Below are 23,983 nucleotides of genomic sequence, written 5' to 3' on the forward strand. Positions count from 1 at the left end.
ACCTCACTCATGACCGGCCCCCTCCGACAGGAGCCCGCGCAGCGCGTCGACGTACGGCTGGGCGGGGCCGCGGTGGCGACGGGAGGTCGCGATGCCGATGAAACGGGACGGGCTGGGCGACTCAAGGGGGATCGCGACCACGTCGAGGCCCGGCGTGAGCGAGATCTCCGGGATGAGCGCGACGCCCACGCCCGCGGTGACCAGGGACTGCGCGAAGAAGTAGTCGGTGGCGCTGCACGAGATCCGCAGCTCGAAGCCGGCCAGCTCGGCGTAGCGGCGAAGGAGGTCCACGGTCTTCAGGCATCCGAGGATCCAGCGTTCGGCGGCGAGCTCGGCCAGATGGAGGCGGGCGCGCCCGGCCAGAGGATGCGTACGCGGGAGGACGACCCGGAGCGGGTCGGCGATCAGCGGGGTCCAGTTCATGCCGGAGCGGTCACCGGAACGGACGGGCGGGGGCCCGTCGAAGTGGTAGGCGAGGGCCAGATCGGCACGGCCCTCCCGGACCAGGGGCAGGCTGTCCTCCGGTTCGCGTTCGAGGATCGTCAGCTCGGCCTCGGGGTGCTCGGCGACGGGTGAGCGCCGGCGGCAGGAGGCGGCGGCCCCCGCTGGCGAACGCCGCGATCGTGAACCTGGCCCGCGCGGTGGAGAGCCGGTCGATGCGCTCCTGGGCGTCGGTCAGTTCTGCGGCGATGGCCTCGGCGGCATCGACGAGCATGCGCCCCGGCTCGGTGAGGACCACTCCTCGCGTGCTGCGTTGCACCACGGGGACGCCGAGGCCGCGTTCCAGTGCGGCGATCTGCTGTGAGACGGCCGAAGGGGTGAACCGCAGGGCGGCGGCCGCGCGGTTGAAGCTGCCGTGGCGGGCGACCTCACGCAGAACGCCGAGCCGGTGCACGTCGATCAACAGTTTTCCTTACGACTGACTAAGAAGATCGCCACTACCGCTGACGACTATACGTGGACACTCTGGTGGTCGTGAGCGAGATGTGCATCATCGGCGGGAGCCGATACTTCGGCAGGCGGCTGATCGAGAACCTGCGGGACGCCGGGACGGCGGTCACGGTCGTCAACCGGGGATCGGCTCCGGCGCCCGAGGGCGTGACGCACCTGCGGGCCGACCGGAACGACGAGGACTCCCTGCGCCGCGTCCTGGACGACCGTCACTTCGACGCGGTGATCGACCAGGTCTGCTACACGCCCGTGCAGGCGGCCGTCGCGCTGCGGGTGTTCGCGGACAGGACCAGGCGCTACGTCATGACCTCGACCGTCGAGGTGTACGCCGGCCTCGACGACCCGCCGCACGCGGAACACGTGGTCGATCCGAAGGCCTGGCCGGTGCGCACGGACCGGCCGTGGGACGACCCGGCGTTGTACACGGGCTCACCGACGGCCGCGCACAGTTGCCGTACGTCCAGGGTCCCGTGCGAGGCGGCGTTGACCGGGCCGGTGAAGTCCGCCCGCGCGGCCCAGGCGAGGAACCGCGCGATCTCCCGCTCGTGGATGAACGACGCCGGCCGGGGATCCTCGTGCACGATCACCGGAAGGCCGGCCCGGATCCTGCGGACGTAGTGCGCGAGCCTGCCGGTGAAGTCCGCGCCGCCGAGCACGTGCGCGGTCCGGACGCTGACGAAGTCGAACGCCTTGTCACGCGTGAAGACCGCCTCCGCCTGGCGCTTGCCCTCGCCGTAGTTGGCATCGAGGAGCCGTCGGAGAGGACACCTCGCCGTTCTCCTTCGACCGCTGCCATGCCATGGACAACGGGCGGGCCACGGCTCTCGGCTTCCGCTTCTCGCACGTCGCCGACTGGCTGCCGTCGGTCGTCCGGGAGGCGCTCGCCGGGGAGGAGCGGACGTGCGCACCCGCCTGATCGGAGACGTCCCGGTGAGCGCCGTCGGCCTCGGCGCCATGCCGCTGTCCATCGAGGGCCGGCCCGACGAGGCCAGGGCGATCGCCACGATCCACGCCGCCCTCGACGCGGGCGTCACTCTGATCGACACCGCCGACTCCTACCACTGGCACGCCGGCGAGACCGGCCACAACGAACAGCTGATCGCCCGCGCTCTCGCCTCCTACGGAGGCGACGCCGGCGACGTCCTCGTCGCCACCAAGGGCGGCCGCGGCCGCCCCGGAGACGGCTCGTGGACGGTGAACGGCGACCCGCGCCACATCAGGCGGGCCTGCGAGGCGTCGCTCGAGCGACTCGGCGCCGAGTCCATCGGGCTCTACCAGCTCCACAAGCCCGACCCGGACGTCCCCTTCGCCGAGTCGGTCGGCGCGCTGCGCGACCTGCTCGACACGGGCAAGATCCGGATGGCCGGGATCTCGAACGTCGACGTCCGGCAGATCCGCGAGGCCGACCGGGAGCTCGGCGGCCGTCTGGCCTCGGTCCAGAACCGCTACTCCCCCGCCGTGCGGGACAGCGAGCCCGAACTGCGCCTGTGCACCGCGCTCGGCGTCGCCTTCCTGCCCTGGAGCCCCCTCGGCGGCGTCTCCCGCAGTGCCCTGGACAGCTTTCCGGGCCCCGGCGGCCCCGCCGGTGGGACGGCGTTCCACGCGATCGCCCGCCGACGCGGCGTGAGCCCGCAGCGGGTCTGCCTGGCCTGGCACTTGGCCCGCTCCCCGCGGGTCGTCCCGATCCCCGGCGCCAGCCGTCCCGCGTCGATCCGCGACTCCGCCGGGGCTGCCGAGCTGACGCTCACCGCCGACGAGCTCGCCGAGCTCGACCGGCCGTGAGGAGCCGGCCTCAGCAGGTCCCCATTCCCTCGGTGTAGCCGTGGGCGAAGTATTGCTGGCGCTGTTGCGGGGTGCCGTGGGCGTCCGGCGCCAGCCAGATGTCGGTGGGGTCGCCCGCCGCCTGGAGGTTGGCGAGCAGTTCCTCCTCGTCGCCCTGCTCCGTGTTCAGCACTCCCACCCGGATCAGGCCGCTCAGCGCGGCGCCCGCGTAGCAGTCGGCCTGGAGTTCCCGCTCCACGTTGAAGCGGAAGTCCTCGACGAGTTGGGCCTGCACGGCGTGCCCCAATTCGTGCGGGATCACGACATAGACCGCCCCGTCGCCCATCTGGTCGTACATCGCCTTGAGCCAGGCCGCGTCGTAGGCGATGAAATGGCCGTACGGACAGTAGAAGGCGTTCTCCGGCACGGCCGCCTGCCCACCGCAGTCGGGGCCGTTGGCGCCCTGATAGGCGACGAAGCGGGTGATCGGGCGATAGGTCCCGCCGTTCTCCTGGAAGCGTTGCGACCAGAACCACTCGGTGAGGCACCGGGCCAGCTTGACGTCGCCGGGGAAGTCGTCGCCGGTGCCCTCGCACGGCGTCCCTCGGGACGCCGCGTCCCCCGGCTGGGCCCGGTCGGGCGGGGAGCCGGTGCCACAGGACGCGACGAGGACCGCCAGGAGCAGCAGCACGGCCAGTGTTCGGCGGTTCATTTCAATGTGAATACCCATTTAGGCGGCAAAGATCTGCGCTTTTCGCCGAACGCGAGAGTTTTACATTCCCCAGGTGTGGACGGGCTCGTTCGTGTGCATGTGCTGCAGGTAGCGGAGCGTCATGCGGCGCAGCGCCTCGTGGTCCCCGCCGAACGCGCGGGCCGTCCTGACCTGCCAGTCCGCCCCCGTACGGCCGGTCACGCAGCGCCGCTCGATGATGCCGAGCAGCCGGTCGCGCTGGACCGGGTCGACCTCCCACAGGTCGAGCCCGTGGTAGGCCATGGGCAGCAGCCTGCGCAGGATCAGCTCGGCGGCGGGCACCTCCCCCAGGCCCGGCCAGTAGAGGCGGGCATCGAGGCCGTGCCGCGCGGCGTTGCGGAGGTTGTCCTCCGCGGCGGCGAAGGACATGTGCGTCCACACGGGCCGCTCGGCCGCCGGGAGCACGCGCATGAGCCCGTAGTAGAACGCGGCGTTGGCGGCGATGTCGGCCACCGTCGGCCCGGCGGGCAGCACGCGGTTCTCCACCCGCAGGTGGGGGACGCCGTCCGAGACGTCGTAGACGGGCCGGTTCCATCGGTAGACGGTGCCGTTGTGCAGGCGCAGCTCGTGCAGCTCGGGCACCCCGCCCTCGTCGAGGACCCGCCTCGGGTCCTCCTCGTCGCACAGGGGCAGCAGCGCGGGGAAGTAGCGGACGTTCTCCTCGAACAGGTCGAAGACCGACGTGATCCACCGCTCCCCGAACCAGACGCGCGGCCGCACGCCCTGAGCCTTCAGCTCCTCGGGCCGGGTGTCGGTGGCCTGCTCGAACAGGCTGATCCTGGTCTCGCGCCACAGCTCCTTGCCGAACAGGAACGGCGAGTTGGCCGCGACCGCGACCTGCGGACCGGCGATGACCTGGGCCGCGTTCCAGTGGTCGGCGAACGTCTCGGGGCTGACCTGCAGGTGGAGCTGCACGCTCGTGCACGCCGCCTCGGGGGTGATGCTGTCGGCGTAGGTGTCGAGCCGCTCCACCCCCTCGATCATGAGGTGCAGATCCTCGCCACGGGCGGCGAAGATCTGCTCGTTCAGCAGCTTGTAGCGGGGGTTGGCCGACAGCGTCCCCTCGCTGACGTCGCTCTCGCGCAGCGTCGGCAGGATGCCGACCAGCATGAGCTGCCCGCCGACACGCGCCGCCCGCTCCTGCGCCCGGTTGAGGCGGAGCCGTACGGACTCCTCCAGCAGGCGGCTGCCCTCGCCGGACAGCACCTGCGGCGGAATGTTGATCTCGACGTTGAACTGGCCCAGCTCCGTCGCCCAGTCGGGCTCCGCGATGGCGGCCAGGACCTCGGCGTTCTTCATCGCCGGCTCGCCCCGGGAGTCGACCAGGTTCAGCTCGATCTCCAGGCCCATCTGGGGCCGGTCGAACCCGAACCGCGACTCCCGCAGCATCTCGGCCAGGACGTCCAGCGACAGCTTCACCTTGTCCCGATAGCGACGGCGGTCCTCCCGGCTGAAGGAGACGGAGGGTACGTCACGGCCCATCCACTGAGCGTCGCACGTCAAGGGGCGATCGCACCAGACGGGTCCGCACAGACGGGTTCAGACCAGACGTCTGGCGGTGGCCCAGCGCGACAGCTCGTGGCGGTTGGACAGCTGCAGTTTGCGCAGCACGCTCGACACGTGCGTCTCGACGGTCTTCACCGAGATGAACAGCTCCTTGGCGATCTCCTTGTAGGCGTAACCCCGGGCGATCAGCCGCAGCACCTCACGCTCCCGCTGGGTGAGCGAGTCGAGCTCCGGGTCGATGGGCGGGGCCTCCGTCGAGGCGAACGCGTCGAGGACGAACCCGGCCAGCCGCGGCGAGAACACCGCGTCGCCCTCCGACACCCGGTTGATCGCGTCGGTCAGCTCCGCGCCGCTGATCGTCTTGGTCACGTAGCCCCGGGCGCCGCCCCGGATGACCCCGATCACGTCCTCGGCCGCGTCCGACACCGACAGCGCGAGGAAGCGCACCTGGGAGCCGGAGCCGAGCACGCGCCGCAGCACCTCCTGGCCGCCGCCGCCCGGCATGTGCACGTCGAGCAGCACCACGTCGGGCTGCAGCTCGCCGATCGCCGTCACCGCCGACTCCACGTCCTCGGCCTCGCCGATCACCTGGATCGACGGCCCCAGCTCGGCCCGCACGCCGGACCGGAACAGCCGGTGGTCGTCGACGATCAGCACGCGTACGGTCTTCATCAGTTACCTCCGAGGAAACTCCGCCTGCGGGCGGGAGGAATCAGAGCTCTGCGGAGTAGCGCAGGGACAGACGATTGTCCCAAAGGCAAACCGCCATCTACCGCAACCGGCCAGTGCGCGACCGATCCGTCGCTGAGTGTGACGCTGTGGCGCAGATCGTGAAGCGGTCCTACAAGTACCGCTTCTACCCGACCCATGAGCAGGCCGACAAGCTTGCGCGGACGTTCGGCTGCGTCCGCCTGGTCTACAACAAGGCGCTGGAGCAGCACATCCGTGCCTATGGGACCGAAGGCCGCCGCGTCTCCTACATGGAGTCCTCGTCCGCTCTCACCGCGTGGAAGAAGACCCCCGAGCTTGGGTTTCTCTCCGAAGTGTCGTCGATGCCGCTGCAGCAGGCGCTGCGCCATCTGTACGCGGCGTTCGGGAACTTCTTCGCCAAGCGGGCCAACTACCCTGCGTTCAAGTCCCGCAAGCGATCCCGGGCATCGGCGGAATACACCCGCTCGAGCTTCCGCTGGCGCAACGGCCAATTGACGCTGGCCAAGATGGACACCCCGCTGGACGTCGTGTGGTCGCGGCCGCTCCCGGACGGCGCCCGACCGTCCACGGTGACCGTGTCCCGCGACAGCGCGGGACGGTGGTTCGTGTCGATCCTGGTGGAGGAGAGGATCCGCCCGCTCGCCCCCAACGGGGACGCGGTCGGTGTGGACGCGGGGATCAGCGCTCTGGTGACGCTGTCCACGGGGAAGAAGGTCACCAACCCGCGCCATGAGCGGGCCGACCGGCGCAGGCTGGCCAGGGCGCAGCAGGCGCTCGCCCGCAAAGCCAAGGGATCGGCGAACCATGCCAAGGCCCGTCTCAAGGTGGCGCGCATCCATGCCCGGATCGCCGACCGACGCCGGGACCACCTGCACAAGTCGACCACTCGGCTCGTCCGTGAGACCCAAACGGTCGTGATCGAGGACCTCACCGTCCGCAACCTGATGAAGAACAGGAGACTCGCCCGCGCCATATCCGACGCATCGTGGCGGGAAATGCGGGCGATGCTGGAGTACAAGGCGGCCTGGTACGGACGGGAACTGCTGGTCGTGGACCGGTGGTTCCCCTCCTCCAAGCTGTGTTCGGCGTGCGGCACGCTCCAACGATCCCTGCCGCTGCACGTCAGGAAGTGGCGATGCGCCTGCGGTGCGGTCCACGACCGGGACGTCAACGCCGCCGAGAACATCCTCGCCGCCGGGCTGGCGGAGAGGCGAAACGCCTGTGGAGCTGGTGTGAGACCTCAACGAGAATCCTCTCGGGCGGGCGACCGGCAGCGAAGCAGGAAGCCCAGCCGGTGACGGTTGGACTCCCCACCTTTCCGGGAGGGGAGGAAGTCAATGCTCCCTCTTCATGGTCAGCATGACCTCGGTTCCGTCGCCCGGTTCGGTCCTGACCCGGGCACTTCCCCCGTTGCGCTCCATCCTGCCGATGATCGACTGGCGGATGCCCATCCGGTCCCCGGCGACGTCGTCGAGCACGAAGCCCTTGCCCCGGTCCCGGACGAACACCGTCACCTCGTCGGGCTCGACCTCGGCGTAGACGGAGACCACCGGAGCCCCACTGTATTTGCACGCGTTGACCATCGCCTGCCGGGCGGCCTGCAGCAGGGCCCCCAGGCCCTCGTTCAGCTCGCAGTCGCCCACGCAGACCACCTCGATCTGCACGCCGTGGGCGTCCTCCTCCTCGGCCGCGACCCGCCGCACGGCGGCGGCGAGGGTGGCGTCGGCGTCCTGCTTGGGCTGGTAGAGCCAGTTGCGCAGCTCACGCTCCTGCGACCGGGCGAGCCTGGCGACCTCCCGCGCGTCGTGGGCGTTGCGCTGGATGAGGGTCAGCGTGTGCAGCACCGAGTCGTGGACGTGGGCGGCCACCTCGGCCCGCTCCTCCTGCCTGATGCGCTCGGTGCGCTCCCGCTGGAGCTCCTTCACGAGCGAGGCCAGCCAGGGCGCGGCGATCATCAGCATGCCGCCGACGACGACCGCGGTGAACACGAGCCCGGTCCCGGCCTTGGCCAGCTCGCCGCTCGCGGCCAGGAAGCCGATCGCACCGACGACGACGAGCAGCGCTCCGATGCCGGTGCGCACCCAGGTCGTGCTGACCTGCTTGACCGCGCCCGACATCCACCGCTGCCGCCGTCCCGGGTCGGCCTGCTGCCACAGGATCAGCGCGCCGATGCCGCCGACCGCGATCGGCCACGTGCCGAACCCGCCGCTGGAGGCGCCCGTCATCCAGGCGAAGCCCGCCAGCGCCAGCCACAGCACGCCGTAGGCGGCGAGCTGGCCCCACTCGCGGGCCGGCTCGCGGCCTTTCACCTCCTCCTTGGGGGTGAACATCCACAGCGCGGCGTACGCCACGACGCCCAGCCCGTCGACGACGGTGAGCAGCACGAACGCGAGGCGCAGCACGACGGGGTCGAGCCGCAGCTGGGCGGCGGCACCCTGCGCGACGCCCGCGACCACCCGGCCCGAGGCGGGCCGGACCATCCGGGGGTACGCCGCGGGGGCGTTAGTCATCTCAGACATCTCGGGAAGCATCGTCACACGTCACCGACGATGAGCGCATCAGGGCATGCCCTGACGCCATCCCTGAGGGGTCGGGGACGAGTCAGGGGTTCCCCCGATGGCAGGGGTACGGCGGGCGAGGCCAGGATGGGACCATGACCGAGGCACCACCGACCCCTGCTCCCGACTCCGCCGGCATGCCCGAGCCCGAGAAGGTGCTGAGCCGCTCGAGGGACGGGCGCATGATCACGGGCGTCTGCGCGGGCCTCGGCAGGTTCACGGGCATGGACCCCGTGCTCTTCCGGGTCGGCTTCGCCGTGCTTGTGCTCGCCTCCGGCATCGGCGTCATGCTGTACGTCGCGGCGTTCCTGCTGATGCGCCAGCCGGGCGGCGGCCCCGGTCACCTGGAGCAGTGGACCCGGCGGCTGTTCGACGCCGAGACCGTGCTCGCGCTGCTGGCCGCGGTCTTCGCGTTCGGCCTGATCATCAACGTCGCCTCCGGCGGGATCAACCGCGGCACGATCGTGGTCGGCACGCTGCTGGCCATCGTGCTGATGGCCGCCCACGCGCGCGGCGTCGACCTGCTGACGATGGCCAAGTCGATGCCCGAGCGGGCGACCGGACGGCGCGGCATGACCCGGGCCGCCCCGAACTTCGCGACGTTCGCGCCCTTCACCCCGCCGCCCGCGAGGGAGCCGTACGGATCGGCCGGCGCCCCCGGGGCGCAGGCGCCGATGGCGGAGACGCCGCTGCGGGAGACCCCGGCGCCGCAGGCACAGGCGCCGCAGGAGGACACCGCGCAGGCGCCGCAGGGAGCCACAGCGCAGGCGCCCGCGGCGGAAACCGCAGCCCCCGGCCCGGCCACGGACAGAGTCACGGACGACACCGCGATCCAGGACACGATGGTGCAGCCCGCGGCCGTGGACGACACCGCGATCCACGACACGGCGATCCACGACACCGCGATCCAGGACACGGTCATCCAGGACCCGGTGGCAGCACCCCCGAAGGCCGTGGACGACACGCTCGTCCAGGAGGCAGTCGCGGGGGACACGGCGGCACCGGCGGGGCGGGCCGACGGCGACCCGCCGACCCGGCCCTTCGAACCCGTCAACCGGCTGGCCGCGGAGCCCGCGCCCGGCACGTCGTACACCCCGGACCCGAACGCCGTGGGACCGGACGTCCACGGGACGCCGGCCGGCTGGGCTCCCGGAGCGCCTGGGCCCTCCGTCTCCGCGCCTCCCGCCGGCGACGGCTACCGGCGGCTGTCCGACCTGGCCCGCGAGGCCCGGGCGGGCGCGTACGGTGACAGCGGCGCCCAGGACCACCGGCACGGCATGCGGGGAGCCGGAGGGCACGGCTACGGAGCCGGAGAGCCCTTCGCCCCCCACGGCCCCTACACGAGGCGGGAGCCGTACCAGCCCTACGGGGCGCCCTACCCTCCGCCGAGCCCCTACGCCCTGCCCACGCCGCCGCCCACGCCGCCGCCCGCGCGGCCGGCGAAGCCGAAGCGTCCCAGGTCGTTCGTCGGCGGCCTCACCATCTGCCTCGCCCTGATCGTTGGAGGGATCATGGTCACCATGCAGCGGACCGGCTCCGGCTCGGTCGGCCTGCCGGTCGTCGGCGGGGCGGTTCTCGTCACGATCGGGGCGGGCCTGCTGGTCGCGGCGTGGTTCGGCCGGGGCGCGGCGCTGATCGCGGCGGGGACGATCGTGGCCCTCGTGCTGGTCGGAAGTTCGACGGTGAACGGCATCCCCCGCAAGGTCGGCAGCTTCGTCTGGCACCCTGTCGGCTCCGTCCAGTCGCCCGGCGCCTACGAACTGGGCATCGGCGAGGGGAAGCTCGACCTGAGCGACGTGACGCTCACACCGGGCGGCCGGGTCAGGTTCGACGCCTCGGTGTCGATGGGGCAGCTCACGGTGATCGTCCCGACGACCGCCCGCGTGGAGGTGCACGGCTCCGCCAAGCTGGGCGAGGTGAAGATCGACCACAAGGTCGAGGACGGCAGCGACGTGCGGTTCGACCGCGTCCTCGAGCCGGAGACGCCCCTCGAGGGCGACGTGCCGACGATCGAGCTGCACGTCAAGGCCGGGGTCGGCGACGTGGAGGTGCGCCGTGCGGCCTGAGTCGCGACCCGAGCGCCCGCGCCGGGTGCACCGTACGAACTGGATGTGCCTGCTGTGCGGCCTGCTGTTCATCGGCATGGGCATCCGCTACCTGACCGGGCCCGACCCCGACGCCGTCATCATGGCGCCCGTCCTCGTCGGGGGGCTGGGCTTCGCGGCCTTCGTCGCCATCCTCGCCAAGGCCATCCGCCGCTGAAGCCGCCAGGCAGCCTCCCGCCCTCACGGGTACGCCCGGCCGGCCGCGTTAGACTGAACCGATGTCCTCGCTGCTGGCCCTGGAATTCGTGAGCACCATCCGCGCGGACCGGTCCGGCCCGGTGGACGCACTGGAGGACGTCGGCGGCCTTACCGCCTGGGTCGGCGACCACGCCCCCGAGCTCGACATCGACCCCGCCACGTTCGTCGCCACTCCCGAGATGCGTGACGAGGTCGTGGCGCTGCGACAGGCGATCCGCGCACTGTTCGCCCGGGCCGTGTCCCCCGGGCCGGCGAGCGGCGCGGACGCGGCCCGGCTGCCGGCCTTCGAGCCCTCCCTCGATCTCGTGAACGCCACCGCGGCGGCGGTGCCCGTCGCCCCCCGGCTCGAATGGCCGCCGGACGAGGCGCCCCGCGCCCGGACCCTGCCCGCGCGGGCCGCCGGCGACTCCGCCCGCCTGCGGGCGGCCCTCGCGGCCGCCGCTGTCGACCTGCTGGGCGGGCCGCACCGGGAGCAACTCCGCGCCTGCCCGGCCCCCCGGTGTGTGCTGTATTTCGTCAGGGAGCACCCGCGCCAGGAGTGGTGCTCCGTGGCCTGCGGAAACCGCGCCCGCGCGGCCCGTCACTACCGCCAGCACAAGAACGCCTGAACCCCTCCACATCCACCCTTTCCGATCCCGGCGGTGACAGGGGCATACTCAGTATGCATACTGAGTATTCATGTCGGTACGACACGGCCTGCTCGCCCTGCTGAGCCGAGGCCCGCGCTACGGCTATCAGCTCAGGGCCGAGTTCGAGGCGTCCACGGCGACGACCTGGCCACTGAACATCGGACAGGTCTATACGACGCTGTCCCGCCTCGAACGCGACGGCCTGGTGTCCCGCGACGACCAGGGCGACCAGGACGAGCAGGGCCGGGTCCGCTACGCCATCACCCCCGAAGGCCGCGACGAGCTCGACCGGTGGTTCGCCAAACCCGTCTCCCGGGCCGACCGGCCCCGCGACGAGCTCGTCATCAAGCTCGCGATGGCGGTCACCACGCCCGGCGTGGACGTGGCGGCGGTCATCCGGGCCCAGCGGTCCGCGACGATGCGGGGCCTGCAGGAGCTCACTCGTGCCCTGCGGAGCCTCGACGCGTCGTCCGAGGCCGCACAGCGCCTGGTCATCGACTCGATGATCTTCCATGCCGAGGCGGAGCAGCGCTGGCTCGACCACTGCGAGGCCGTCCTCGCCCGTCCCTCCGAGGAGAATCCGTGACCGAAAACCGATCTCCGGACCGGTTACCCGCGCCGGACGGCGAGCCGGTCGTCCGCATGACCGGCGTCGTACGCGTCCACGGCGAGGGGACGGGGGCCGTCCACGCGCTGCGGGGCGTCAGCCTGGACGTCGCCGCCGGGGAACTGGTCGCGGTCATGGGCCCGTCCGGGTCCGGCAAGTCCACCCTGCTCAACATCGCGGGCGGGCTGGACCGCCCGACGGAGGGGTCGGTGGCGCTCGAAGGCCGCGAGCTGCGGGATCTGGCACCGAAGCAACTGGCGGAGCTGCGCCGCAGGAGCGCCGGTTACGTCTTCCAGGACCTCAACCTCGTCCCGTCGCTGACCGTCGCGGAGAACGTCGCGCTGCCGCGCGAGCTCGACGGCGTCCGTACGGCGAAGGCCAGGCGGGAGGCCCTCGCGGTGCTGGAGGAGGTCGGGCTCGCCGACCTGGGCGACCGGTTCCCCGACGACCTGTCGGGCGGCCAGCGCCAGCGGGCCGCCATCGCCCGCGCGCTGGTCGGGGAGCGGCGGCTGCTCCTGGCGGACGAGCCGACCGGCGCCCTCGACACCCGGGCGGGCGACGAGATCATCCAGGTGCTCCGGCAGCGGGCCGACGCCGGGGCCGCCGTGCTGCTGGTCACGCACGAGCCGCGCTACGCCGCCTGGGCCGACCGCGTCGTCTTCCTCAAGGACGGGCAGATCGTCGACTCTGCGGCCGCCGGGATGGAGACCGCCCGATGAGTGGGCTGAGAGCGTCATTACGGATCTCCCGCCGCAATGCCCGCCGGTCGAAGCGGCGCAGTGCGCTGATCCTCGTGATGATCGGGCTTCCGGTCGCCCTCGCCGCCTTCGTGCTGACCGCCGTCCTCGGCCCGGGACCGGTGCCCGACCGTCAGCGATACCCGTTCGGGCAGGCCGACGCGCTGGTGATCGGCGCCCACGAGTGGGCGAACCTCAGCCAGGACGCCTGGGCGGAGGAGGTCTCCTGGGAGCCAGGACGCAAGCACACGCCCTTCACCGGGGCCGAGATCACGACGGTCCTCGCGCCCGGCAGCCGGGTCATCCCGGTCGCCCAGGGAAACGTCCGTTACCTCACTCCGGAGGGGTACGGCATAGGACAGATCCGTCAGGTCGATCTACGCGATCCGATGTCCAGGGGCACCTTCCGGCTCACCGACGGCAGGCTTCCCGCCGCTCCCGGCGAGGCCGTCGTTTCCGCCGCGATGCTGCGCCCGGACATGGCTCCCGGCGTCACGCTCTTCGCCGGGGAGGCACGCCGGCCGCTCCGGGTCGTCGGCGTCGCCCTGTTCGACCTGACGGGGACCCCGCCCGACCTCACGGTCTTCCCCGGCAGCCTGCCCGACACCGCGTTCGGGCCGATGAATCCCCTGCTGATGTCGCGCGGCTGGCTCGTCGACTCTCCGCGCCCGGTGACGTGGGCGGACGTGCGGAGGCTCAACGCGCGCGGCCTCGCCGTCGTCAGCCGCGCCGTCCTCGACGGGGCCGGGCCGGACGAGCCGTCACCGCGCGGGCCCTCCCTCCCGCAGAGCGCGCCGTGGGTCGCGATCATGCTGCTGGAGGTCGTCCTGCTGGCCGGGCCGGCCTTCGCCATGGGCCGGCTGCGCAGGTCTCGCGAGTTCGCGCTGGTCGCCGTCCAGGGCGGCTCCCCCGCGCACCTGCGGACGATCGCGCTCGCCGACGGCCTGCTGTTCGGCGTCGCCGCCTCGGTGGTCGGCGCGGCGCTCGGCGTCGGCGCGGCCTGGCTCGCGAGACCGGCTCTGGAGCGGCGGGCGGGCTACCTGCTCCCCGCGTTGACCGTCCCCTGGGCGGTGGTCGCCACCACCGCGGCGCTGGGCGTCGTCGCCGGGTTGCTGGCCGCCCTCGCCCCGGCCGTCGCGGCGAGCCGTGCGGACCCCGTCGCCGTGCTGTCGGGCAGGCGCGAGCGGGGCCGCGAGCGCGCGGGCCGGCCGCTGCTCGGGATCGTGCTCGTCGTCGCGGGCACGGCGGCGACCATCGTGAGCGGCGGTCACGAGCTCGGCTGGATCGCCACCTCTGCCCTGGTCACCCAGCTCGGCCTGGTCGCCCTGACGCCCGCGCTCGTCGCGGCCGTGGCCCGGCTCGCCGCCCGGCTCCCCCTGCCGCTCCGGTTCGCCGCCAGGGACGCCGTACGCAACAGGGGCCGTACGGCGCCCGCCGTCGCCGCGGTGATGACCGCGGTCGTGGCGCTCACGGCGGTGGGGGTGACCTGGCAGAGCCGGCTCGCGCAGAAACCGGCGTACGCGCAGGACTACCCTAAGGCGCCCGCCGGAGCGCTGTGGATCGCCGGGCCGGACCTCACTCCCGGGCTCTGGGATCGCGTCCGCTCCGCCGTACGCGAGGAACTGCCCGGCGGTGTGCCGCTGGTGGAGGTGCGGACGCTCACGTCGAGGTCCGGCGTCCCGATGTACGCCTCGGTGCCGGACACCGCCCCCAACGTCAGCAGAGTGGAGTGGTCGGACGCGAGCCAATCCGGGGGCCTCCTGGTCGGGACCGACGACCTGCTCCGTTACGTGCTGCGGCGCGACGACCCCCGGGCGGTGGCGGCGCTCCACGAGGGGAAGGCCGTCGTGCTCAACCCGGCCGTGATCCGGGATGGACAGCTGAGGATCGACTTGACGCCCGTGGCCGGGCCGGGCGATTCGGTGCCCCTCACGCTGCCCGCCGCCGGCGTGCGGGCCAACGGGGAGGGCTGGGCCCGTGCGGTCGTCGCGCCCGAGGTGGCCGCGAAGAACGGGTACGCCACCGTCACCACCATGCTCGTGGTGGACCCCGCGGACTTCCGCACCCCGAGGGCGACGGCGGAGCGGATCACCGCGAAGGTGGAGCGGATCACCGGCAAGGCGACCGTGCGACTTGAAGTGCCGGAGGCTCCGGACGACACGATCATCCTGATCGTGCTGGGCATCGCCGCGGCCGTCCTCGTGCTGGGAATGACGTTCGTCGCCACCATGCTGGCCGCCGCCGAGGCGCGTCCGGACCTGGAGACCATGTCGGCCGTGGGGGCGGCCCCACGGGTGAAACGCGCGGTCGTCGCCGGGCAGGCCCTGGTGATCGCACTGCTGGCCTCGGTCACGGGCGTGCTCGCCGGCCTCGCTCCGGGCATCGCCGCGGCCCGGCAGGGCGTATCCCATCCGGTGGCGTTCCTGCGCCCGGACGGAGTGACGACGATCGTGCCGGTGGGCGCCGCGCCCGCGTTCGCGATCCCCTGGGCGCTCGTCGGCCTGCTGGTCGTGGTGCTTCCCCTGCTGGCCGCGCTCGGCGGCGCGGTGTTCACGCGATCACGGCTGCCACTCCCCCGGCGAAGGGTCACCTGATCTTCTAATGGACTTTCCCGTGAGATCCCGTTAGTCTGCTCTCATCTTCTAACGGGACCATCCGTTAGATCTCGTCATGAAGGGGCAGGCGATGAGCTTCACCACGGGGCACGTCGGACTGAACGTCTCCGACCTCGACAGGTCGGTCGGCTTCTACCGGAAGGTCTTCGGCTTCGACGTGGCAGGCGAGTCAGCCGACGAGGCGCGCCGGTACGCGTTCCTCGCCCAGGACGGCACGCTGGTGCTGACGCTGTGGCAGCAGAGCGAGGGCAGGTTCGCCCCCGGCCTGCCGGGGCTGCACCACCTGTCCTTCCAGGTGCCGGACATCGACGCCGTACGCAGGGCGGAGGCCGTCGTCCGGGAGGCCGGGGCGACGATCCACCACGGCGGCATCGTCCCGCACCGCGAGGGCGGCTCCTCGGGCGGCCTGTTCTTCGAGGACCCTGACGGGATCCGGCTGGAGATCTACGCGCCGAGCGGCGCCGACGAGCGCCCCGCTCCCCGGTCCGACGCCCCGACCTGCGGCTTCTTCTAGAGATGCGGCACGCGGGAGAGGTCGCGGTCCAGCGCCGCACGGGCGTCCGGCTGGCCGAGCACGGGTCGGCTCGCGTACGGGCCGAGATCCCGGAGGTCGCGGCGCGGTTCCTGGAGTCCCAGCGCATGGTCGTGATCGGCGCGGAGGACCGTGAAGGCCGGGTGTGGGCCGCGCCGCTCACCGGCCGGCCGGGCTTCGTCACGCCGGCCGGCGACCGCACGATCCTCGTGGACGCGGTGCCCGGCGCGCCGCTCGCGGGACTGTTCGACGACGAGCACGACATCGGCATGCTGGCCGTCGAGCCGTGGTCCCGGCGCCGGATGCGGGTCAACGGGCGGGCCCGGAGGGACGGCGACCGCCTGACCGTACGGACCGAGCAGGTGTACTCCAACTGCCCCAAATATCTGCAGAAGCGTACGATCACCGAGGACCTGGAGCCCGGTGAGCGAACGTCACGGTCCGGGGACCGCCTGTCGGAGGCCCAGCGGGAGTGGATCAGGGCCGCCGACACCTTCTTCGTCGCGACGCACGCGCCCGGGCTCGGCTCGGACGTCTCGCACCGGGGCGGCAACCCCGGGTTCGTCGAGGTGGTGGACGACCGGCGGCTCGTCTGGCCCGACTACGCCGGCAACCTGATGTACATGACGCTCGGCAACCTGGAGCTGAACCCCGCCGCGGGTCTGCTCTTCCTCGACTGGACCACCGGCGACGCGCTGCACCTGACCGGCAGGGCGCGGGTCGAGTGGGACCCGGGCGACGTGCCGGGCGCGCAGCGGCTGGTCACGTTCGACGTCGAGCAGGTGCTCCAGGTCGGCGGCGCGAGCCCGCTGCGCTGGGCGTTCGAGGAGTACTCCCGGTTCAACCCGCCCGTCAGGGGTGCGTGAGGGCTGCCTGCACGGCGGACAGGCAGCGTTCGACGACGGGCCGGGGGGCGAAGGCGTACGTGCCGTCGCCGAACAGCTCGAACGTCATGAACCCGTCATAACCGCGGCGGGAGAAGGCGGCGAGGTAGCCGGCCAGCGGCAGCTCCCCGTCGCCCCACGCCAGGTGCCCGGCCGGGCGGCCGTCGATGAGGTGCACGTGGCGGACCCGGTCGCCGAGCGCGTCGAAGTAGTCGTCCACGCTCTCCCCCGCGACCGCCATGCCCACGGTGTCGAGCACGGCGGCGAGGTTCGGCGCGCCGACCTCGTCCAGCATCCGGGCGAGCGCCCGCGAGTCGTTGAGCAGGTTCGACTCCACCCGCTGGAGCGGTTCGAGCACGCAGGTCACCCCGAACCCCTCGGCATACCCGGCGATCTCGGCGAGCGCGTCGGCGGACCTGCGCCACGCCGTCTCCACCGGCTCGTCCTCATAGCCCCGGCCCGGCGTGAGCAGGAGCAACTCGGCGCCGAGCTCCGCGCACAGCTCGGCCGCCCGGCGGAACATCGCGATGCTGGCGGCGCGCAGCCGCGTGTCGGCCGAGGCGATGTTGACCGGGTACATCACCTGCTCGGGCGTGAGACACCGCACCCGCAGGCCGCGCGAGGCGGCCCGGCGGCGTACGGCGCGGGCCTCGGCGTCGCTCACCTGCGGCACGTGGAAGTGGGGGGCGATCCCCCACAGCTCCACTTCCTCGCGGCCGAGGTCGGCGGCGTCGTCGAGGAACCGCTCGAACGGCAGGTGCTGATAGGAGAAGTTCGATCCGGTGATGAGGGGCATGGAACTCATTTTCCGACTCCGTCCGCGAGCCCTTTGACGATGTAACGCTGCCCGGCGAAGAACAGCAGCACGACCGGGAAGGCCGCGATCGCCATGCCGGCGAAGACGACGGGAAACTCGGTGCCGTGCTTGCTCATCAGGCTCATCAGGCCGACGGGAAGGGTCTGCACGCCCGCGCCGCTGGTGAAGACCATCGCGAACAGGTACTCGTTCCAGGCGAACAGGATGTGCAGCAGCACGGTCGAGGTGATGATCGGCTTGCACATGGGCAGGATGATCCGCCAGAAGGCGGTCCACCGGCCGCAGCCGTCCATCTCGGCCGCCTCGTCCACCTCCCGCGGCAGGTCGAGCATGTACGCCCGGATGAGGAAGGTGGTGAACGGCACCCGGAAGGCCGTGTAGAGGATGAGCAGCGCCCAGAAGCTGTTGTACAGGCCCATGGCCTGGAACATCTTCACCAGCGGCACGAGCGCCACGCTCGGGGCCAGCATCAGCCCGCCGAGGATGACCCCGGTGGTCAGCTTGGAGAACGGGATGTTCACCCGGGTGAGGCCGTACGCGGCCCACGCGCTGACGAACACGGTCGCGACCGTCGAGGTCACGGTGACCAGCACGCTCGTGGTGAGGTAGTTGCTCACCCCGCGGTTCCAGGCCTTCTGGTAGCTGTCGAAGCTCCAGTGGGAGGGCAGCGAGAAGGGGTTCCCGAAGATCTCGCCGTTGGTCTTGAACCCGTTGAGCACCATCCACAGCAGCGGATAGACCACCACCGCCGCGAGGCAGAGCAGGAACGCCCACAGGAACACCCGGGCGACCGCCCCCAGGAAGCCGATGCGACTCACCACGCCACCCTTCTCCTGCGCGCGACCCACAGTTGCGCGACGGCGATGCCGAGCGTGACCACGAAGATGACGGTCGCGATCGCGGCGGCGTAGCCGAAGTCGTTGCGGACGAAGCCGCTGCGGTAGAGCCAGGTCCCCAGCACCTGGGTCGAGTTGTCGGGCCCGCCGCTGGTCATCACCATGACCTCGTTGAACACCTGGAACGCCCCCGAGATCGTGACCATCGACATCACGCCGGTCATCTCTCGCACCAGGGGGAGGGTCACGTGGAAGAAGCGGCGGACCGGCCCGGTGCCGTCGAGGGCCGCGGCCTGGTAGATCTCGCGGGGGATCCGCTGGATGGCGACGGCGAACAGCAGCGTGGAGTAGCCGAAGCCCTGCCACTGGCTCATCGCGATGATCGCCGGCATGGCCGTGCTCTCCTCGCCCAGCCACGAGTGGCTGAGCCCGCCGAGGCCGACCGCCTGCAGCAGGTGGTTGAGCAGGCCGAGGTCGGGCTCGTAGATGAAGTAGAAGAGCAGGCCGGCGACGGTCAGCGAGATCGCGGAGGGGATGAAGTAGATCGCCCGCAGGAGGCGCTGCCACCGCTCGCTGCGCACACCTTCGATGAGCGCGGCCAGCACCAGCGCGCCGAACACCTGGAACACGATCGACACCACGGCGTACAGCACGTTGTTGCCGAGCGACCGCCAGAAGACCGGGTCCTCGACGAGCTTGGTGTAGTTGGCGAAGCCGACGTACTCCTGGCTGCCGCTGTAGATGTCCCACTTGAGCGTGCTGAACCCGAGGTTCTCGGCCAGCGGGAAGTAGACGAACACCCCGACCAGCACGAGGGCGGGAACGACCCACGCGAGCCCGAGCGCCCGTTTGCCGATGGTGCGCACCTGCTCTCCTCCGGCTACTTCGCCGACGCCGAGGCCTGGCGGACGCTGTCGAGCACCTGCTCGGGGGTCTTGCCGCCGGTGATCAGCGCCTCGCCTCCGGACAGCCAGGCGTCGGCGACGTCGGGCACGGTGACGGTGTCGAGCCAGGCGGCCAGCTTCGGCGCCTTGTTGACCAGCCCGACGCCCTCGTAGACCGCCTTGCTGGAGGTCTCGGGCGTGACGGCTCCGATGACCGTGCTGGGCTGGCCGTACGGCGGGGACGACAGGGTCTTGGCGTTCTTCACGCTCGTGACGAACTTCATGAAGTCGACGGCGAGCGGGATGCGCGGGGAGGCGGCGTTGACCAGGTATCCCTCGGGCGCGCCCTCGATCACCGCGGGGTCGCCCTTCGCCCCCTGCGGCGCCGGCAACTGGAAGATGCCGAAGTCGTCCGTGGGGAGCTTGCCCTTGGCGGTCTCGTTGTCGAACTCCAGGATCTCCTGGTAGTACATGGCCGCCTTGCCGTCGGCGAACTTCTCCTGCGCCGAGCTGTACAGCACGCCGTTGGTGCCGCTCTTGGTGTCGGTGCAGGTGTCGACGAGGGTCTTGAACCGGGTCAGCGCGGTGACGTAGCCCGGGTCGTCCAGCTTCGCCGTCGCGGGCTTGAGGTCGGCCTGCAGGGTGTCCCACGGCACGTCGTAGGCGAACATCTGCTGCAGGTAGTGGAGGGCCGGCCAGCCGTCCTTGTTGCCGAACGCGATCGGCTCGTACCCGGCCTTGCGCAATGGGCCGCAGGCGGCGATCAGGTCCTCGAAGGTGGCCGGCACCTTCACCCCCGCCTTGGCGAACGCGGCCTTGTTGTAGCCCATGAACTTGCCGTTGCCGTACAGCGGGATCCCGTAGTACTTGCCGTCGTAGGCGAAGGCCGACAGCGCCCCCTCGCTAAAGGTCTTCCCCCACTCCGTGCCTGGCCCGACGACCTTGGTGAGGTCGGCCGCGCGGCCGCCGCGGACGAAGTTCTCCGCCCAGTTGCCGGTCCACGTGAAGTAGACGTCCGGCAGGGCGTTCGACGCGGTCAGCGTCTTGGTCTTGTCCTTGATGCTCTGGTCGGTCTCCTGGATGAGCTGGATCTTCACCCCGGGGTGGAGCTTCTCGTACTCGGCGGCCAGGTCCTCGAAGTACGGCTCCAGCGGCTCTCCGGCGAACTTGGTGAGGATGCTCAGGGTGCCCGAGTAGTCGGGGGCGGCGGCCACGTCGGCCGCGGGAGCCTTGTCCGCCTGCCCGCCGCCGGTGCACCCGGCGAGGGCGAGCACCGACGTCCCGGCGAGTGCCGCGAACGTCGTCAGTGCGCGAGGGCGCATGGGCTTCCTCTCTCTCTGGTCTGTCTGGGGGCTGGTCCGTCTGCGGAGGGAGGACCGCCGGTGCCGGGGCACTGGGAGCCGCCGGGCACCGCGTTGCCGTGACATCGGGATCCGCCGGGACGCGCCGCGGCACGACCCGCCTGGTGTGGGGTGACTGTACAGAGCATCTGATACCGGTACCAGTCCTAGTTCCAAGAATTTTTTCCGGCGCGACGCCTCCGGGACCGCAAGAGGCCAGAAACAGCAGCTAGATGCCGCATGGGTGCGAGAAAAAAGGTCGCGGTGTTGACGCCGTACGTTCACCTGTGCCAGCGTGACCCCCGCGTGATACCGGTATCAGGCAGCAGGGGCGCCGCCGGTCCGCAGGTGATCCCGAAAGGACGCGACAATGCTCGGATTCAACGAGCCGGAATTCCTCTCCCAGCTGGCGAGCGCGGTGGCGCTGCGCCCGCAGATCGAGGAACTGGTCGATCGGCTCGTGGACGGGGGATTCGACAACCTCTACCTCGTCGGCGCCGGCGGCACCTACGCCCAGATGTGGCCGTACGAGCGCCTGGCTCGCCAGCGGTCCACCCTCGACGTGCGCGCGGTGATCGCGGCCGAACTGGTCGCCGCGGACGAGAAGGCGCTCGGCGAGCGCTCGGTGGCCATCGTCACCTCGGTCTCCGGCACCACCGAGGACGTGGTCCGGGCCATCGAGTTCTGCAAGTCGAAGGGCGCCTACACCGTCGGCTTCACCGGCTACCCCGACTCCCCGATCGCCCAGAACGTCGACCTCGCGCTGCTGACCGAGCCCAAGACGTGGCCGTTCGACATGCAGATGCTGCTCTTCATGGGCCGGCTGCTGTCGCGGCGGGGCGAGTTCGACGGCTACGAGAAGTTCGCCGCCGAGTTCGACGACATCCCGCGGATCCTCCTGGAGGTCTCCAAGCAGGCCGAGCCGGTCGCCGAGGCGTTCGCCGACGCCCACAAGGACAGCGACTACTACTTCCTCATCGGCGGCGGGAACCTGTGGGGGTTCACCTACCTCTACTCCATGTGCATCCTCGAGGAGATGCAGTGGCTGCGCACCACGCGGGTGCACAGCGCCGAGTTCTTCCACGGCTCGCTCGAACTGCTCGAAGAGAACACCAGCGTGCTCGTCTTCCAGGGCGAGGACGAGGCGAGGGCGCTCACCGACCGCGCCGAGGCCTTCGCCAAGCGGATCTCCAAGGACGTCACGGTCTTCGACACGAAGGACTACCCGCTCGACGGCATCAGCCCCGAGTTCCGCGGCCTGCTCGCGCCGCTCGTCCTCGACACCGTCATGAGCCGCGTCAGCAAGCACCTGGAGCGGGTGCGCGACCACTCGCTCGACCTGCGCCGCTACTACCGCGTCATGGACTACTGATCCCGCCGTCCCCCCTTCCGGGCCCTCGCGCGTGCCTGCGCGGGGGCCCGTCCACAGGAGAGTCCTTTGAGAGTCCTCGGCTTCGGCGACAACATCGTCGACCGGTTCGTCGACCGCGGCGTGGAGTACCCGGGCGGCAACAGCGTCAACGTGGCCGTCTACGCCCGCCGCCTCGGCCTCCGGGCGGCCTACCTGGGCGTGTTCGGCGACGACGAGCTCGGCGACTTCCTGCGTGCCTCGATCGCCGCCCAGGGAGTGGCGATCGACCACTGCGTCGTGCGGACCGGCGAGAGCGGCGTCTCCACCCTGCGCGTGGACGACGGCGACCGCGTCTTCCTCGGCTGGAACGGCGGCGGCGTCACGCTGCGGGAGCCGCTCGTCCTCGGCGACGACCTGCTGCGGTACGCCGCCACCTTCGACCTGGTGCACTCCAGCGTGTACTCCCGAAGCGAGACCGAGCTGCCCAAGCTGGCCGGGCTCGGCCCGGTGGTGAGCTTCGACCTGTCCAGCGAGGACGAGTTCCGCACCCCCGGCTACCTCGACCGGATCTGCCCGCACGCCGACCTGGTGCTGCTGTCGTGCTCACACCTCGACGAGGCCGCCACGCGGGCGCTGCTGGCCGAGGCCGTACGGCGCGGCGCGCGGCTCGCGCTGGCCACGCGCGGCGTGGAGGGAGCGATCGCGCACGACGGCAGGGTCACGGTCGCGACCGCCGCGCGCCGGGTGGAGGACCCCGGCCTGATGGTCGACACGATGGGCTGCGGCGACGCCTTCCTCGCCGGGTTCGCCGTCTCACTGCTGCGCGGCGGCTGGACCACCGGCACGTCCCCGGACCGCGACGCCGTCGAACGCGCGCTCCACGACGGCGCGCGGTCGGCCTACGAGCAATGCCTGGTGGAGGGCGCGTTCGGCCACGGACGGCCCGTTCTCAGTAGGCTGCCCTGAGATCGAGAGGGAGGAACGCCAGCCATGCCAGCTGAGCGGAGCCAGGCCGCCGGGCGGGTGACGATCTCCGAGGTGGCGGCCGAGGCGGGAGTCGGGCGGGCGACCGCCGCCCGCACGCTCGGCGGGTATGGACACGTCAGCCCGGAGCTGCGCCAACGCGTGCTCGCCGCGGCCGAGAAGCTCGGCTACCGCGCCAACGCCCTCGCCCGCAGCATGTCGACCGGTGTGAGCCACACCATCGGGGTGATCGTCGCCGACATCGGCAACCCCTTCTTCGCCGGACTGGTCCGCGGCGTCTGCGACGCGTCCCGGGCCCGCGGCTTCGACACGATCGTGCTGAGCACCTACGAGGACCTCGACGAGGAGGTCGCCGCCACCAACGTGCTGATCGACAAGCGCGTCGACGGCATGATCATCGCGTCCGCCGCGGTCAGCGGCCGGGAGGTCGGCCACGTCAAGGAGGCGCTGACGCGCGGCGTCCCCGTCGTCCTGGTCGACCGGGCCATCCCGGCGCTCGACCTCGACGCGGTCGTCATCGACAACCGCGACGCGGCGCGTGAGGCGGTCGAGCGGCTGATCGCGGCGGGGCACCGGCGGATCGGCTTCGTGTGGGGACCGCCCATGGCGCAGCCGCCGGCGACCCGGCGGGAGCTGCTGGCGGCGGCGTCCCGCAACCTGTGGACCGACGGCGAGCGCCTGCGCGGCTACCTCGACGCGCTCGACGACGCGCGGATCCCCTTCGACCCCGAGTTGGTGATGGTCGGGCGCAAGGTCGAGGAGCGAGTGACCCAGGAGGTCGCGCGCATGCTCAGCCTGCCCGACCGCATCACCGCGCTGTTCTGCACGGAGACCGAGGCGGTGACGGGGGCCCTGCGCGCCCTGCGGGCCGCCGGGCTCTCCTATCCGCGCGACGTCGCGCTCATCGGGTTCGACGACAGCGCCTGGGCGGCGGTCATGGATCCGCCGCTGACGATGATCGCGCAGCCGGTGCACGAGCTCGGCGCGAAGGCGGCCGAGGTGCTCCTCGACATCGTGCAGGGGGCCGAAACCGGCCGTGAGACGCACACGCTCCGCTCGCGCCTCATCGTGCGGTCGTCGGTAGGCCCCCCACCGAGCATCTGAATCCGGCCTACGAGGCGATGGAGCACCGATTCCTTTTGGTGCTGGCCGGGGTCTACATGAGAGAGATCGGCCCGCGCGCCGGGCCGATCTCTTTCATGTACGCCGAGAAAGAAAAGCCGATC

General features: G+C 71.5%; 23 protein-coding genes and 1 pseudogene. 14 read left to right on the forward strand and 10 right to left on the reverse strand.

The annotated features are described in order from the left end of the window. Positions 1-3: 3 nt before the first annotated feature. Both FH610_RS44260 and FH610_RS44265 read right to left on the reverse strand, forming a co-directional pair. Positions 4-546 (reverse strand): LysR substrate-binding domain-containing protein, encoded by a 543-nt coding sequence (locus FH610_RS44260; RefSeq protein WP_338104522.1) that lies wholly within the window; start codon positions 544-546, stop codon positions 4-6. Then, on the reverse strand, positions 434-895 hold the full coding sequence (locus tag FH610_RS44265) for a LysR family transcriptional regulator (protein WP_240808832.1): 462 nt from the start codon (positions 893-895) through the stop codon (positions 434-436). Before FH610_RS44265 ends, FH610_RS44260 begins: the two co-directional genes overlap by 113 nt. Positions 896-984: 89 nt before the next feature. Between FH610_RS44265 and FH610_RS07605 the strand changes: the two genes are divergently transcribed. Together FH610_RS07605 and FH610_RS07615 are read left to right on the forward strand one after the other, a co-directional pair. Continuing rightward, positions 985-1,569, forward strand: coding sequence for an NAD-dependent epimerase/dehydratase family protein (locus FH610_RS07605; RefSeq protein ID WP_240808833.1), 585 nt, complete (start codon positions 985-987; stop codon positions 1,567-1,569). A gap of 282 nt (positions 1,570-1,851) precedes the next feature. Further along, positions 1,852-2,733: an aldo/keto reductase gene (locus tag FH610_RS07615; RefSeq protein WP_139573559.1), complete on the forward strand. Its 882-nt coding sequence runs from the start codon at positions 1,852-1,854 to the stop codon at positions 2,731-2,733. A 10-nt stretch (positions 2,734-2,743) separates the two neighbouring features. Here the strand turns inward: FH610_RS07615 and FH610_RS07620 are convergent, their stop codons facing one another. Genes FH610_RS07620 through FH610_RS07630 form a run of 3 tightly spaced genes read right to left on the reverse strand, consistent with a single transcriptional unit; the run spans position 2,744 to position 5,641 of the window. Continuing rightward, positions 2,744-3,424 (reverse strand): neutral zinc metallopeptidase, encoded by a 681-nt coding sequence (locus FH610_RS07620; RefSeq protein ID WP_139573560.1) that lies wholly within the window; start codon positions 3,422-3,424, stop codon positions 2,744-2,746. A gap of 60 nt (positions 3,425-3,484) precedes the next feature. Next, positions 3,485-4,945 carry a glutamate-cysteine ligase family protein gene (locus FH610_RS07625; RefSeq protein ID WP_139573561.1) on the reverse strand — a complete coding sequence of 487 codons (1,461 nt, stop codon included), beginning with the start codon at positions 4,943-4,945 and terminating at the stop codon, positions 3,485-3,487. 57 nt (positions 4,946-5,002) lie between these two features. Continuing rightward, positions 5,003-5,641 (reverse strand): response regulator, encoded by a 639-nt coding sequence (locus FH610_RS07630; protein WP_139573562.1) that lies wholly within the window; start codon positions 5,639-5,641, stop codon positions 5,003-5,005. Positions 5,642-5,787: 146 nt separating this feature from the next. Between FH610_RS07630 and FH610_RS07635 the strand changes: the two are divergent. After that, positions 5,788-7,043, forward strand: a pseudogene (locus FH610_RS07635) (RNA-guided endonuclease InsQ/TnpB family protein). On the opposite strand, the gene FH610_RS07640 reads toward FH610_RS07635, so the two are convergent. Next, the gene (locus tag FH610_RS07640; RefSeq protein ID WP_420813662.1) at positions 7,015-8,190 is read right to left on the reverse strand and encodes an ATP-binding protein; all 1,176 of its coding nucleotides are present in this window, start codon (positions 8,188-8,190) and stop codon (positions 7,015-7,017) included. The pseudogene FH610_RS07635 and the gene FH610_RS07640 overlap by 29 nt on opposite strands. A 143-nt stretch (positions 8,191-8,333) precedes the next feature. On the opposite strand from FH610_RS07640, the gene FH610_RS07645 reads away from it, so the two are divergent. The 8 genes from FH610_RS07645 to FH610_RS07680 all read left to right on the forward strand — a co-directional run bounded on the left by FH610_RS07645 (position 8,334) and on the right by FH610_RS07680 (position 16,527). Next, positions 8,334-10,304: a PspC domain-containing protein gene (locus tag FH610_RS07645; RefSeq protein WP_139573564.1), complete on the forward strand. Its 1,971-nt coding sequence runs from the start codon at positions 8,334-8,336 to the stop codon at positions 10,302-10,304. After that, complete coding sequence (locus FH610_RS07650) at positions 10,294-10,500, forward strand: hypothetical protein (RefSeq protein ID WP_139573565.1); 207 nt, start codon at positions 10,294-10,296, stop codon at positions 10,498-10,500. The genes FH610_RS07645 and FH610_RS07650 overlap by 11 nt, the downstream gene beginning before the upstream one ends. A 61-nt stretch (positions 10,501-10,561) precedes the next feature. Then, the gene (locus FH610_RS07655) at positions 10,562-11,149 is read left to right on the forward strand and encodes a CGNR zinc finger domain-containing protein (RefSeq protein ID WP_139573566.1); all 588 of its coding nucleotides are present in this window, start codon (positions 10,562-10,564) and stop codon (positions 11,147-11,149) included. A gap of 70 nt (positions 11,150-11,219) precedes the next feature. Continuing rightward, entirely contained in the window at positions 11,220-11,756 is a 537-nt protein-coding gene (locus FH610_RS07660; RefSeq protein WP_139573567.1) for a PadR family transcriptional regulator, read from the forward strand. A gap of 56 nt (positions 11,757-11,812) precedes the next feature. Then, positions 11,813-12,496, forward strand: a complete 684-nt coding sequence (locus FH610_RS07665; RefSeq protein WP_139573710.1) for an ABC transporter ATP-binding protein — start codon at positions 11,813-11,815, stop codon at positions 12,494-12,496. Beyond that, positions 12,493-15,108: an FtsX-like permease family protein gene (locus FH610_RS07670; protein ID WP_139573568.1), complete on the forward strand. Its 2,616-nt coding sequence runs from the start codon at positions 12,493-12,495 to the stop codon at positions 15,106-15,108. Before FH610_RS07665 ends, FH610_RS07670 begins: the two co-directional genes overlap by 4 nt. A 91-nt stretch (positions 15,109-15,199) precedes the next feature. Then, complete coding sequence (locus FH610_RS07675) at positions 15,200-15,643, forward strand: VOC family protein (protein WP_139573569.1); 444 nt, start codon at positions 15,200-15,202, stop codon at positions 15,641-15,643. A gap of 2 nt (positions 15,644-15,645) precedes the next feature. Continuing rightward, positions 15,646-16,527, forward strand: coding sequence for a pyridoxamine 5'-phosphate oxidase family protein (locus FH610_RS07680; RefSeq protein ID WP_139573570.1), 882 nt, complete (start codon positions 15,646-15,648; stop codon positions 16,525-16,527). On the opposite strand, the gene FH610_RS07685 is transcribed toward FH610_RS07680, so the two are convergent. From FH610_RS07685 to FH610_RS07700, 4 genes are read right to left on the reverse strand one after another with little or no spacing between them, the layout of a single operon-like run. Then, a complete protein-coding gene (locus FH610_RS07685) occupies positions 16,514-17,350 on the reverse strand; it encodes a sugar phosphate isomerase/epimerase family protein (RefSeq protein ID WP_139573571.1) in 837 nt (278 codons plus the stop codon). The genes FH610_RS07680 and FH610_RS07685 overlap by 14 nt on opposite strands. Then, positions 17,347-18,183 carry a carbohydrate ABC transporter permease gene (locus FH610_RS07690; RefSeq protein ID WP_139573572.1) on the reverse strand — a complete coding sequence of 279 codons (837 nt, stop codon included), beginning with the start codon at positions 18,181-18,183 and terminating at the stop codon, positions 17,347-17,349. The genes FH610_RS07685 and FH610_RS07690 overlap by 4 nt, the downstream gene beginning before the upstream one ends. Beyond that, positions 18,177-19,064, reverse strand: a complete 888-nt coding sequence (locus tag FH610_RS07695) for a carbohydrate ABC transporter permease (protein ID WP_139573573.1) — start codon at positions 19,062-19,064, stop codon at positions 18,177-18,179. The genes FH610_RS07690 and FH610_RS07695 overlap by 7 nt, the downstream gene beginning before the upstream one ends. Before the next feature lie 14 nt (positions 19,065-19,078). Next, positions 19,079-20,404 carry an ABC transporter substrate-binding protein gene (locus FH610_RS07700; RefSeq protein WP_139573574.1) on the reverse strand — a complete coding sequence of 442 codons (1,326 nt, stop codon included), beginning with the start codon at positions 20,402-20,404 and terminating at the stop codon, positions 19,079-19,081. A gap of 388 nt (positions 20,405-20,792) precedes the next feature. On the opposite strand from FH610_RS07700, the gene FH610_RS07705 reads away from it, so the two are divergent. The 3 genes from FH610_RS07705 to FH610_RS07715 all read left to right on the forward strand — a co-directional run bounded on the left by FH610_RS07705 (position 20,793) and on the right by FH610_RS07715 (position 23,861). Beyond that, positions 20,793-21,794, forward strand: a complete 1,002-nt coding sequence (locus FH610_RS07705; RefSeq protein WP_139573575.1) for an SIS domain-containing protein — start codon at positions 20,793-20,795, stop codon at positions 21,792-21,794. A 66-nt stretch (positions 21,795-21,860) separates the two neighbouring features. Further along, positions 21,861-22,739, forward strand: coding sequence for a PfkB family carbohydrate kinase (locus tag FH610_RS07710; RefSeq protein WP_139573576.1), 879 nt, complete (start codon positions 21,861-21,863; stop codon positions 22,737-22,739). Positions 22,740-22,763: 24 nt separating this feature from the next. Further along, positions 22,764-23,861, forward strand: coding sequence for a LacI family DNA-binding transcriptional regulator (locus FH610_RS07715; protein ID WP_139573577.1), 1,098 nt, complete (start codon positions 22,764-22,766; stop codon positions 23,859-23,861). Positions 23,862-23,983: the final 122 nt, after the last annotated feature.

The organism is Microbispora catharanthi (assembly GCF_006334915.2).
Classification (GTDB): Bacteria; Actinomycetota; Actinomycetes; order Streptosporangiales; family Streptosporangiaceae; genus Microbispora; species Microbispora catharanthi.

What these genes read in the sequence shown, in the direction of transcription:
- FH610_RS07605 (WP_240808833.1), top strand. Translation starts at nt 985, where the DNA reads ATGTGCATCATCGGCGGGAGCCGATACTTCGGCAGGCGGCTGATCGAG.
- FH610_RS07640 (WP_420813662.1), bottom strand. Translation starts at nt 8,190, where the DNA reads ATGACTAACGCCCCCGCGGCGTACCCCCGGATGGTCCGGCCCGCCTCG.
- FH610_RS07715 (WP_139573577.1), top strand. Translation starts at nt 22,764, where the DNA reads ATGCCAGCTGAGCGGAGCCAGGCCGCCGGGCGGGTGACGATCTCCGAG.
- FH610_RS07660 (WP_139573567.1), top strand. Translation starts at nt 11,220, where the DNA reads ATGTCGGTACGACACGGCCTGCTCGCCCTGCTGAGCCGAGGCCCGCGC.
- FH610_RS07705 (WP_139573575.1), top strand. Translation starts at nt 20,793, where the DNA reads ATGCTCGGATTCAACGAGCCGGAATTCCTCTCCCAGCTGGCGAGCGCG.
- FH610_RS07700 (WP_139573574.1), bottom strand. Translation starts at nt 20,404, where the DNA reads ATGCGCCCTCGCGCACTGACGACGTTCGCGGCACTCGCCGGGACGTCG.
- FH610_RS07665 (WP_139573710.1), top strand. Translation starts at nt 11,813, where the DNA reads ATGACCGGCGTCGTACGCGTCCACGGCGAGGGGACGGGGGCCGTCCAC.
- FH610_RS07620 (WP_139573560.1), bottom strand. Translation starts at nt 3,424, where the DNA reads ATGAACCGCCGAACACTGGCCGTGCTGCTGCTCCTGGCGGTCCTCGTC.
- FH610_RS07630 (WP_139573562.1), bottom strand. Translation starts at nt 5,641, where the DNA reads ATGAAGACCGTACGCGTGCTGATCGTCGACGACCACCGGCTGTTCCGG.
- FH610_RS07645 (WP_139573564.1), top strand. Translation starts at nt 8,334, where the DNA reads ATGACCGAGGCACCACCGACCCCTGCTCCCGACTCCGCCGGCATGCCC.
- FH610_RS07655 (WP_139573566.1), top strand. Translation starts at nt 10,562, where the DNA reads ATGTCCTCGCTGCTGGCCCTGGAATTCGTGAGCACCATCCGCGCGGAC.
- FH610_RS07680 (WP_139573570.1), top strand. Translation starts at nt 15,646, where the DNA reads ATGCGGCACGCGGGAGAGGTCGCGGTCCAGCGCCGCACGGGCGTCCGG.
- FH610_RS07625 (WP_139573561.1), bottom strand. Translation starts at nt 4,945, where the DNA reads ATGGGCCGTGACGTACCCTCCGTCTCCTTCAGCCGGGAGGACCGCCGT.
- FH610_RS07670 (WP_139573568.1), top strand. Translation starts at nt 12,493, where the DNA reads ATGAGTGGGCTGAGAGCGTCATTACGGATCTCCCGCCGCAATGCCCGC.
- FH610_RS07685 (WP_139573571.1), bottom strand. Translation starts at nt 17,350, where the DNA reads ATGAGTTCCATGCCCCTCATCACCGGATCGAACTTCTCCTATCAGCAC.
- FH610_RS07675 (WP_139573569.1), top strand. Translation starts at nt 15,200, where the DNA reads ATGAGCTTCACCACGGGGCACGTCGGACTGAACGTCTCCGACCTCGAC.